A 10741-nucleotide genomic window follows, 5' to 3' on the forward strand; every position below is an offset into this window, starting at 1 on the left:
TGAGACAAGGGGTCTCCCCATGGGCATCAACGTCGCCATCGAACACCGCACCACCTACAACTTCGACCGGGCCACCACGATCCATCCGCACGTGCTGCGGCTGCGTCCGGCACCACACTCGCGTACGCCGATCCTCGCGTACAGCCTGAAGGTCACGCCCGAGGACCACTTCGTCAACTGGCAGCAGGACCCGTTCGGCAACTACATGGCACGTCTCGTGTTCAACGAGCAGGCACGCCAGCTCGAGTTCACGGTGGACCTGGTCGCCGACCTCACGGTGATCAACCCGTTCGACTTCTTCGTCGACTCCTCGGCCGAACACTTCCCGTTCACCTACGACCCCCAGACCCGTCTCGACCTCGACGCGTACCTCCGCCCGGCGTACCACGCAGGGCCGCACATGCGGAAGTGGCTCGACGGCATCGACCGTTCCGAGCGCATCCCGATCAACGACTTCCTCGTCGACATCAATCAGCGGCTGTACAAGGACATCGGCTACTCGGTCCGGATGGAACCGGGAGTGCAGAACCCGGAGGAGACCTTCGAGCGCCAGATCGGCTCGTGCCGCGACACGGGTTGGCTGCTCGTGGAAGCGCTGCGCCACCTCGGACTCGCCGCCCGCTTCGTGTCGGGGTACCTGGTGCAACTCACCAGCGATCAGAAGTCGCTCGACGGGCCGAGCGGTCCGGAGAAGGACTTCACCGACCTCCACGCGTGGTGTGAGGTGTACGTGCCCGGTGCCGGATGGATCGGGCTCGATCCCACGTCGGGGCTGTTCGCCGGCGAGGGTCACATCCCGTTGGCCTGCACGCCGCACCCCGTGTCGGCTGCGCCGATCACCGGCGCCACCAGCAAGACCGAGGTCGAGTTCGACTTCGCGAACATCGTCACACGGGTGCGTGAGGACCCTCGCGTCACGCTGCCCTACACGCCCGAGCAGTGGTCGGCGATCGACGCCCTCGGCACCTCCGTCGACGAACGCCTGCAGAAGAACGACGTGCGCCTCACGATGGGCGGCGAGCCGACATTCGTGTCGATCGACGACATGGAGGGTGACGAGTGGAACACCGCGGCCGACAGCCCGGCCAAGCGCGCGCTCGCCCACGACCTGACCGAGCGACTGCGTGACCGCTTCGCCCCCGGCGGGCTCGTGCAGTACGGCCAGGGCAAGTGGTATCCGGGTGAGCCACTGCCGCGTTGGCAGATGGGGATCGTGTGGCGCCGTGACGGAGAGCCGCTGTGGAGCGAGCCGGACCTGCTCGCCGACCCGTCGCTCCCGGGCACCTCGACCACTGCCGACGCCGACGCCGTCATCCGCGGCATCGCCGATCGGTTCGGGCTCGAGAGCGACGCCGTGATGGCCGCCTACGAGGATCCGATCGAGCAGGTCTGGCACGAAGCGCGACTTCCGGCCGGCGATCCGCCCGCCGTGGACGTGACCGACGAGGAAGCCGATGCGATCGGTGACGGCGATGCCCGCCGACGGTTGCTCGATCGGCTCGCCGGGCCCGCCGCCGATCCGGTCGGCTACGTGCTTCCGCTGCGTCCCGACGACGACGGTGACGGCTGGGTCACCACGACGTGGACGCTGCGGCGCGGTCGGCTGTACCTGATCGGCGGCGATTCGCCGATCGGTCTCCGACTCCCCATCGATTCGCTCACGTGGCGTTCGTTCCCCTCACCGTTCGAGCGTTCGCCGTTCGAGCCGCGCAGCGTCCTGCCGCAACCCGGCGTGATGCCCGAACCGATCCGCTCGAACCGGCGCGACTTCACCGACCTCACCGTCGTCGATCCAGCGGCCCCGACGGCGATCGCCGTCGAGACCCGTGACGGCCACGTTCGAGTGTTCCTCCCGCCGATCGAGTCGGCCGACCGTGCGATCGAACTGCTCAACGTCCTCGAGGACGTCGCGAACGAACTCGAGTTGCCGATCGTGGTGGAGGGGTATCCCATCCCGCGCGACCCCCGACTCGACACGTTGATGGTCACACCCGATCCCGGCGTGATCGAGGTCAACGTGCAGCCCACGAGTTCCTGGGCGGACCAGCGCGACGTGGTCGAGACCATCTACGACGAAGCTCGACGCGCACGCCTCGGCACCGAGAAGTTCGACCTCGACGGCAGCCACACCGGCACCGGGGGCGGCAACCACGTCACCCTCGGCGGCGTCACACCGGCCGACAGCCCACTGCTGCGCAGACCCGACCTGCTGCGCAGCATGGTCACCTACTGGCAGCACCACCCGTCGCTGTCGTTCCTGTTCTCCGGCCAGTTCATCGGCCCGACCAGTCAGGCGCCGCGTGTCGACGAAGGGCGAGCCGACACGCTCTACGAGTTGGAGGTCGCGTTCGCCGAACTCGAACGTGCGAGCACGGGGACGGACGGCGACGGGCAGGTGGCACCGCCGTGGATCGTGGATCGTCTGCTGCGCCACCTGTTGGTCGATCTCACCGGCAACACGCACCGATCGGAGTTCTGCATCGACAAGCTGTTCAGCCCGGACTCCGAGCGAGGGCGGCTCGGGATCCTCGAACTGCGCGCGTTCGAGATGCCGCCGCACGAGCAGATGGCGTTGGTGCAGGCACTGCTCGTCCGTTCGCTCGTGGCCCGGTTCTGGGAGGAGCCGTACACCGGGCCGCTGGTGCGGTGGGGGACCGAGTTGAACGACCGGTTCATGCTGCCGCACTTCGTGCGCTCCGACATCCACGACGTCGTCGCCGACCTCAACGACCACGGCATCGACTTCGCCTCGTCCTGGTTCGACCCGTTCCTCGAGTTCCGTTTCCCGCTGATCGGCGAAGCCGTCGTGTCCGGCGGGCCGGGCGGCGACGCCGGCGGCGAAGTGCGGTTGGAGGTTCGTCGAGCGATCGAGCCGTGGCACGTGCTGGGTGAGGAGTCGTCCGGGAGCGGCACGTCGCGGTACGTGGACTCCTCGGTCGAGCGTCTGCAGGTGAAGATCGACGGCATCAACCCCGAGCGTCACATCGTCACCTGCAACGGGATCCCGTTGCCGCTGCGTGCGACGGGCACGGCGGGCACCAGCGTGGCTGGGGTCCGGTTCAAGGCGTGGGCCCCGTGGTCGGCCCTGCACCCCACGATCGACAAGACCGGTCCGCTGCACTTCGACGTGGTCGACCGGTGGAGCAGCCGCTCACTCGGCGGCGCGACATACCACGTCGTGCATCCGGGCGGACGAGGCTACGACGCCTTCCCGATCAACGCCGCCGAGGCCGAGACGCGTCGAGGCAGCCGCTTCGTGGCGCGTGACCACACGCCGGGCCGCGTCGACATCGCTGCACTCGACGAGATCGCTGCACGCATCCCGCAGGAACACCCCCGCACCCTCGACCTGCGCAAGTTCGCCGGACTGCTCTGAGTGAGCTGTCACCGAATGAATGATGTCTGAACGGTTGGGTAGCTTCGCCTCGTGAAGTCGTTCGGTTGCTCGGTGTGTGGTCAGATCCTGTTCTTCGACAATTCGCGATGTCTGAGGTGCGCCTCCGAACTCGGCTATGCGCCGGACTCGGGTCACCTCGACGTCGTGGTGGCGAGTGACGACCCGTCGTCACTTCTCCTCGAGGGCGATGGGACGGGGACGCACTACCGGCGATGCGCGAACCAGACGCTCGCGGCGTGCAACTGGCTCGTTCCGGTCGACGACCCGGAGCACCTGTGCGTCAGTTGCCGACTGACGACCGTCCGGCCGAACGACGCCGAGACCGACGCGCTCGTCGAGTTCGCCGACGCCGAGACGGCCAAACGTCGACTCATCCACCAGCTGAACAGCCTCGGTCTGGACATCGTCGGCAAGGACGCCGACCCCGAGCGGGGCGTGGCGTTCGAGTTCCGCTCGTCGGACGCAGAGGACGTGATGACCGGCCACGACGGGGGAGTGATCACGCTCGACCTCTCCGAATCCGACGACGTGCACCGCGAGCGCGTCCGTCACGACCTGGGTGAGCCGTACCGCACGGTGCTGGGGCACCTGCGTCACGAGATCGGCCACTACTACTGGCCGCGTCTCGTGGTCGATGCGGGGCACACCGATGCCTTCCGCGAGTTGTTCGGCGACGAGACGGTGTCGTACCAGGATGCGCTCGACGCCCACTACGGCTCGGGAGAGGGTCCGACCGACGCGACGGCGGGAACGGGCGACGCCGAATGGGTGAACACCCACGTCAGCGAGTACGCCACGATGCATCCGTGGGAGGACTGGGCCGAGACCTTCGCGCACTATCTGCACATCCGTGCCGGCCTCGACACCGCGAACTCGTTCGGGTTCGTGCTGGGTGAACCGGCGCTCACCGCGTCACGCGACGCGTTGGCCGATCACACCGGCGTGTCGGTCGGCCCGATGGTGCAGGCATGGCTCGGAACGACGCTCGTGATGAATGCGATGTCGCGCTCGCTCGGAACCGGCAACCACTATCCGTTCGTGTTGTCGCCCACCGTGATCGAGAAGCTCGACTTCGTCCATCGTCTCGTGAACGAGGTGGCCGGGCCGATCGAGGAGGAACCCTCGACCGAGGTCCTGACCGTCGACGACGTGTGACGAGCGGGTGTGGAGTGGGTCAGACCCCTGCCACACCTACTGGCCGGAGTGCAGTTCGGCGTTGAGTTCGCCCCACGACTTCGTGCGTGGCCGGGCGATCACCTGGCCGGATTGGCCGTCGCGGATGAACAGCAGCCCGCTCATCCCGGAGATCTCGCGAGCCTTCTTCACGCCGTCCGGGGTCATCACCGGAGTCGCCGCGGTGACGTAGAGCCCGGCTTCGACCGCGCAGTCGTCGCCGAGGCTGATCCCGATGCCGGCGTTCGCGCCGAGCAGGCAGCGTTCGCCGATCGAGATGACCTCGGTCCCACCGCCGGACAGCGTGCCCTGGATCGATGCGCCGCCACCGACGTCGGAGCCGTCCCCGACGACGACGCCGGCGGAGATCCGCCCTTCGACCATCGACGTCCCGAGCGTGCCGGCGTTGAAGTTGCAGAACCCTTCGTGCATCACGGTGGTGCCTTCAGCGAGATGGGCGCCGAGGCGGACCCGGTCGGCGTCGGCGATGCGCACGCCGGTCGGCACGACGTAGTCGGTCATGCGTGGGAACTTGTCCAGTCCGTGGACCGAGAGCACGCCCCCGGTCTTCCTGACCGCGAGCCGGACGTCGTCGAGGTCCTTGACGGCGACCGGCCCCAGGTTCGTCCACGCGACGTTGTTGAGCGCTCCGAACGTGCCGTCCATGACGATCGATCGAGGGGCGGCCAAGCGGTGTGACAGCAGGTGGAGGCGTAGGTAGGCGTCCTCGGGCGAGGCAGGGACCTCGTCCACGTCGATCGAGATGCGGACCGGCCGGATCGTGACCTTGCGGACCTCGTCGATCGTGTCACGCATCCCGAGCTTGGATTCGATGTCGCTCCAGAACACCGAGTCTCCGCCGTGTCCCTCGGCGTTGCGGTCTGCACCGAATTCGCCCCACCCGAGCCACCGGTACCAGGTGTCGAGTGTGGATCCGTCGGAATCGATCGTCGCGAGGCCCGCGCCCCATGCCATGCGTGTCATGGGGTCGAAGGGTAGGGAGTGTCGAACGGTGTCACATCGAACGGTGTGTGACAGGTCTCAGGATTCCGGGCGCAGGGTGGGGAAGAGGATGACTTCCTTGATGCTGTCCACTCCGGCCAACAGCATCGCGAGGCGGTCGATACCGATGCCGAGGCCACCCGTCGGCGGCATCCCGTACTCCAGGGCACGGATGTAGTCCTCGTCGACCGATCCGGCTTCGGCGTCGCCGGCGTCCTTGGCCGCCTGCTCCTCTTCGAACCGGGCCCGTTGCTCGACCGGATCGTTGAGTTCCGAGTACCCGTTGGCGAGTTCGCGTCCGTCGACGAACATCTCGAACCGCTCGGTGAGGAACGGGTCGTCGCGGTCGACCCGGGCCAACGGTGAGATCTCGACCGGGTGCCCGGTGACGAAGGTCGGTCGGACGATGGACGACTCCGCCGTCTTCTCGAACAACTCCTCGATGATCTTGCCCGATCCCCACCGCTGCTCGAAGAACACGCCGTGGTCGGTGGCGACCGCGCGGACGTCCGCGACGGGCATCGAGGGGTGCAGCTCGACGCCGGTGCCCTCCGACGCGTAGTCGATCATGCGCTTGCGCGGCCAGGGGTCGGCGAGGTCGACGGCCTCGCCGCGAATCTGCAGCACGGTCGTACCCAGAGCGTCTCGCGCTGCGGTGGTGACCAGCTCCTCGGTGATGTCCATCACGTCGGTCCAGTCGCCGAACGCCTGATACAACTCCATCATCGTGAACTCGGGGTTGTGACGGGTGGACACGCCCTCGTTGCGGAACGTCCGGGCGATCTCGTAGACCCGCTCCATGCCGCCCACGATCAGGCGCTTGAGATACAACTCGACGGCGATCCGCAGGTACAGCGGCATGTCGAGTGCGTTGTGGTGCGTGGTGAAGGGACGTGCGTGGGCACCGCCCACCTCCGGGTGCAGAACGGGCGTCTCCACCTCGATGAAGCCGTGCGAGGCGAGGGTGCGCCGGAAGCTGGCCACCGTCTCGTGGCGGATCTCGAAGTTGCGGCGCGCCTGGTCGTTGACGATCAGGTCGGCGTAGCGCTGACGGAAACGCGTGTCGACATCGGACAACCCGTGCCACTTGTCGGGGAGCGGTCGAACGGCCTTGGACAGCAACTGCACGCCGTCGGCCTTCACCGAGAGTTCGCCCTTGCGGGTGGTCATCACCGTGCCGGCGACACCGACCCAGTCGCCGAGATCGAGGCGCTTGATCGCGTCGAATGCGTCGTCGCCGACCACGGCCTTGGAGATGAACAGCTGCAGTTCGCCGGTCCGGTCTCGGATCGTGGCGAAGATCAGCTTCCCCGAGTCGCGCTGGAGCATGATCCGCCCTGCGACCGACACCGCGTCCGCGGTCTCCACACCGGGCTCGAGTTCGCCCCAGGCGACGCGCACCTCGTCCAGGGTGTGGGTCCGATCGAAGCGGTACGGATACGGGTTGGTCCCCTCCGCGCGCATGTCGTCGAGTTGCGCGAGGCGGCGAGCCTTCTCGGGTCCGAGGCCGCTGCCGGTCGGATCGGTCGGCTCGTCCGCCGCTGGATCAGGTGTCACGTCGCTCACGACTGAGTGACCGTAGCCAGCACGAGGCTCGGTGCGAACACGCGATTGCGATCCGGTGGCCCGTCGATCGACGTGACGACCATGACACCTTCGGGCCGTCATGGTTTCGTAACATGTCGCGGTGCTCGTCACCACTCGCAACCGCAACCGCCGCCGCCTCGGTGCGGCCATCCTGTTCCTCGCTCTCGCCGGTCCTGCGGTGGCCGTGGCCGCCGTCACGCAGGTCGGACCCGGCGGAGCGGTCGTCTCGGAGCAGGCAGTGCGGATCTCGCCACCGGTCGGCGACATCGTCGACGTCTACGACAGTGGGGAACTCGACGCGTCCACCGAGGCCGATGCTGCCGCCGCGGCCCGCCAGGCCGGCGCCGACTTCACGGTCTCCCAGTCCGCATCGATCGCGATGCAGCGGATCGTGCGCGGATCGAGCGTGGTGCAGGAGGCCCCTCCCACGTTGTCGATCCCGATGGGCACGACGGTGTTCGACCGCGACGTGATCGGAACGCTCATGGGAACCGACGTCTCGGCGGCGGTGTCGCCGACCTCGCTCGTGATGGGGCGTCGTACCGCGGATCTCCGCGGCGCTCGGGCCGGCGACGTCGTCACGCTCCGATCGGCCTTCGGTGCCGACGTCGACTTCACCATCGGTGCCGTCTTGGCCGACGAGGTGACCGGTGGAACCGAGTTGCTGATCACACCCGAGGGTGCCGCACGCCTCAGCCTGAACCGCAAGAGCAGCGTCACGATGTGGGGATTCGATTCGCGCGCTGCGATCGACCAGGCCCTGGCCGACAACGGCCTCGTGTCCACGAGGATCCGGATCCGGCGGAGCTGGGATCCGTTCGATCCGGACTCGACGCTCGGCATGGCGGCGACGAAGGCTCTGCTCGGCGAGTTCGCCTACCGGGTGAACAGCAGCGGTTCGGTCACCCAGGAGACGGCCTGGCAGTCTGCCAACCTGCCGTCCGGACGCCGCAGCATCGGGATCGGGATCAGAGCGCGTTGCCATCTGGTCGTCGAACCTGCGTTGCAGGCGGCATTCGCCGAGATCGCGCAACGCGGGCTGTCGGGCGTGTTCGACGTCGGCGACGCGAACGCAGCCGGTGGCTGTCACAACCCACGCTTCAACCGACTCGCCAACAGCGCGACCATCGGCTTCCTGTCGCGCCACTCCTGGGCCATGGCGATCGACACGAACACCGTCGGCGCATGCCAGGGCTGCGCTCCACCCAACTTCGCCTCACGTCCGGGCGGATGTACGGCGGTGCGGATCCTCCGCAAGCACGGTTTCTCGTGGGGTGGCAACTACCTCACTCCCGACGGGATGCACTTCGAGTACGTCGGCGAGCCGCGCGACCAGCTGCCGTACCCGTCTCGGTGGTGCCCGAACATCGTCGACGGCAACACGCTCACGGTCGAGGTGACCCAACGTGCCACGCTGTTCGACGGTGCCGGCCTCATCACGGAATGACGGGTCCGCTGTCGCCCGCCCACGGGTGGCTCTAGCCTGAGCGGCGTGGCAGAACGTTTCGTGATCATCGGCGGAGGCCCGGCGGGCAACGTCGCAGCGACCTATGCAGCGAGGATGGGGGCCGAGGTCACCGTCGTCGAACGGGACGTGATCGGTGGTGCTGCACACCTGTGGGACTGCATTCCGTCGAAGTCGATGATCGCCACCGGCGGGGCGATGAGCTTCATGCGTCGATCCGAGGGAATGGGCCTCGAGCACGAGACACCGTCGGTCGACACCGACGCGTTGACCGCACGCATCGGACGCATCAAGGACAAGATGGAAGGCAACACGACCCGGTTGCTCGACAGTCAGGGCGTCCGACTGCTCCGCGGGGTGGGTGTGTTCACCGGCCCCAACGAGGTGGAGGTGACGACGGCCGACGGCGCCGTCGAGACGATCGGATTCGATTCCGCTCTGGTGTCCACCGGCTCTCGGCCGCGCATCCCGGAATGGTGCCACCCCGACGGCGAGCGGATCCTCACCACACGCGACTGCTACCCGCCCCGGGTCTTCCCCGAGAGCGTCACGGTCGTCGGCTCGGGCGTGACCGGCGTGGAGTTCGTCCACATGTTCTCGTCGTTCGGCTCCGACGTGACGCTCGTGGTCAGCCGTCAGCAGGTACTTCCCGGCAAGGATCCCGAAGTCGCCGCCGTCCTGGAGCAGGAGTTCATGGACCGGGGTGTCAAGCTGTTGATGGGGGCTCGGGCGCAGAGCATCGAGCGCGTCGATGCCGATGGCAACCCGGACCCGACCGGCGACCGCGTCGTCGTTCGCTGCGATGACGGCCGCTCCGTCACCTCCTCGCACGCCGTGCTCGCCATCGGTTCGGTCCCGAACACCGACGACATCGGGCTCGACGCCGCCGGCGTCGAGGTCAACAAATGGGGCTACGTCGACATCAACCACCACTGCGTCACCAACGTCGATCACATCTACGCGGCCGGCGACATCAGCGGCAAGCTGCCGCTCTCGTCGGTGGCCTCGATCCAGGGTCGCAAGGTCGCCGAGCACGTGATGGGCATGCACACCCGCAGCCACCGTCACCTCGACTACGACAAGGCGGCGTCGGCGATCTTCACCGAGCCCGAGATCGCCGACGTCGGGCTCGCCGAAGCCGAGGCGTTCTCCGAGGGCCGCAAGATCCGCGTCACGAAGGTGCCGTTCTCCGCCACCGCCAAGGCGATGATCAACGACGACACCCGCGGGTTCGTGAAGATCATCTCCGACCCGGCGACCGGGGTGATCCTCGGTGGTTCGATCGTGGGTCGCCACGCCGCCGAGCTGATCTCGGTGATCGCCGTGGCCGTGACCGCCAACCTCACCGTCACCGACCTGCTCGAGAGCATCCTGGTCCATCCCGCGCTCAGCGAAGCGCTCGCCGAAGCAGCCGAGTAGCGGACGGGTCGCGTCGACGCACTCGGTCAGGCATGTCAGGTCGACAGTCCCTCGGTCGGGGGAGTTCCACCCTCCACGATCCCGAAATGTCAGGCTGGCCTGACTCGATGATCTTCGGTGTCAGGCCAGCCTGACATCTCGGTCGACGGCAAGGTGGAACCCACCCTCCCGCACCGACCGTCTGTATCGAACGCGTGTGCCGAGCTCCGGCGATGTCACCACGGGACGAGACCTCCGGCCGCATCATCGGCGTCGGCGTCGATCGTTCGTCTGAGCTGTGCGGAACGGTCGCGGCGTTGATCCTCGTCCAGGTCGATGTGACGGAGCGGTCCGGGCGGAAGGACGTCCGACATGGCGGCGGGCATCGAGAAGCGCTGGTGGACCGACTGACGTTCGACACCGAGGAGTCGGGCGATGCCGGCCCACGAAGTCCCGGCCTCGCGTGCCCTGTGCACGCTGCGGCGTTCGAGCCACGGCAGGTAGTCGTCGACCAGGAGTCGCAGGCTGCTCAGCGCGATCCCGGGACGTGATCCGAGCAGGTCGATCGTCAGTTGCACGACCTCGCGTTCGACCCGGGTGTCGGCTGAATCGCTCAGTTCCCGCAGGAGACCGAGGGTTGCGTGGTCACCGGTTTCCCGGAGGGTTCGGATGTCCATGCCCGCCCATCATGACGAAGGGGTGACGCAGAGTTTCCGGGG

7 protein-coding genes are annotated in these 10741 nt (G+C 67.5%); 4 read left to right on the forward strand and 3 right to left on the reverse strand.

The genetic code is table 11. The features are described from left to right. The first annotated feature begins 19 nt into the window (after positions 1-19). Positions 20-3376: a transglutaminase family protein gene (locus ABJK40_RS14870; RefSeq protein WP_348479680.1), complete on the forward strand. Its 3357-nt coding sequence runs from the start codon at positions 20-22 to the stop codon at positions 3374-3376. Positions 3377-3427: 51 nt separating this feature from the next. Next, a complete protein-coding gene (locus tag ABJK40_RS14875) occupies positions 3428-4552 on the forward strand; it encodes a putative zinc-binding metallopeptidase (RefSeq protein ID WP_348479681.1) in 1125 nt (374 codons plus the stop codon). 36 nt (positions 4553-4588) lie between these two features. Here the strand turns inward: ABJK40_RS14875 and ABJK40_RS14880 are convergent, their stop codons facing one another. Together ABJK40_RS14880 and lysS are read right to left on the reverse strand one after the other, a co-directional pair. Beyond that, positions 4589-5554, reverse strand: a complete 966-nt coding sequence (locus ABJK40_RS14880) for a DapH/DapD/GlmU-related protein (protein ID WP_348479682.1) — start codon at positions 5552-5554, stop codon at positions 4589-4591. A 57-nt stretch (positions 5555-5611) separates the two neighbouring features. Next, the gene (gene lysS / locus ABJK40_RS14885; protein ID WP_348479683.1) at positions 5612-7138 is read right to left on the reverse strand and encodes a lysine--tRNA ligase; all 1527 of its coding nucleotides are present in this window, start codon (positions 7136-7138) and stop codon (positions 5612-5614) included. A gap of 121 nt (positions 7139-7259) precedes the next feature. Between lysS and ABJK40_RS14890 the strand changes: the two genes are divergently transcribed. Both ABJK40_RS14890 and ABJK40_RS14895 read left to right on the forward strand, forming a co-directional pair. Then, positions 7260-8606 carry a M15 family metallopeptidase gene (locus ABJK40_RS14890; RefSeq protein WP_348479684.1) on the forward strand — a complete coding sequence of 449 codons (1347 nt, stop codon included), beginning with the start codon at positions 7260-7262 and terminating at the stop codon, positions 8604-8606. Between the two features lie 45 nt (positions 8607-8651). After that, positions 8652-10043 (forward strand): FAD-dependent oxidoreductase, encoded by a 1392-nt coding sequence (locus tag ABJK40_RS14895; RefSeq protein ID WP_348479685.1) that lies wholly within the window; start codon positions 8652-8654, stop codon positions 10041-10043. 215 nt (positions 10044-10258) lie between these two features. Here ABJK40_RS14895 and ABJK40_RS14900 read toward each other — a convergent pair whose 3' ends face one another. Further along, the gene (locus ABJK40_RS14900; protein WP_348479686.1) at positions 10259-10699 is read right to left on the reverse strand and encodes a hypothetical protein; all 441 of its coding nucleotides are present in this window, start codon (positions 10697-10699) and stop codon (positions 10259-10261) included. Positions 10700-10741: the final 42 nt, after the last annotated feature.

Source organism: Ilumatobacter sp. (genome assembly GCF_039969435.1).
Taxonomy (GTDB): domain Bacteria; phylum Actinomycetota; class Acidimicrobiia; order Acidimicrobiales; family Ilumatobacteraceae; genus Ilumatobacter_A.

Excerpts from the sequence above, each read along its gene's own strand:
- ABJK40_RS14870 (WP_348479680.1), top strand. The coding sequence starts at position 20 with ATGGGCATCAACGTCGCCATCGAACACCGCACCACCTACAACTTCGAC.
- ABJK40_RS14880 (WP_348479682.1), bottom strand. The coding sequence starts at position 5,554 with ATGACACGCATGGCATGGGGCGCGGGCCTCGCGACGATCGATTCCGAC.
- ABJK40_RS14900 (WP_348479686.1), bottom strand. The coding sequence starts at position 10,699 with ATGGACATCCGAACCCTCCGGGAAACCGGTGACCACGCAACCCTCGGT.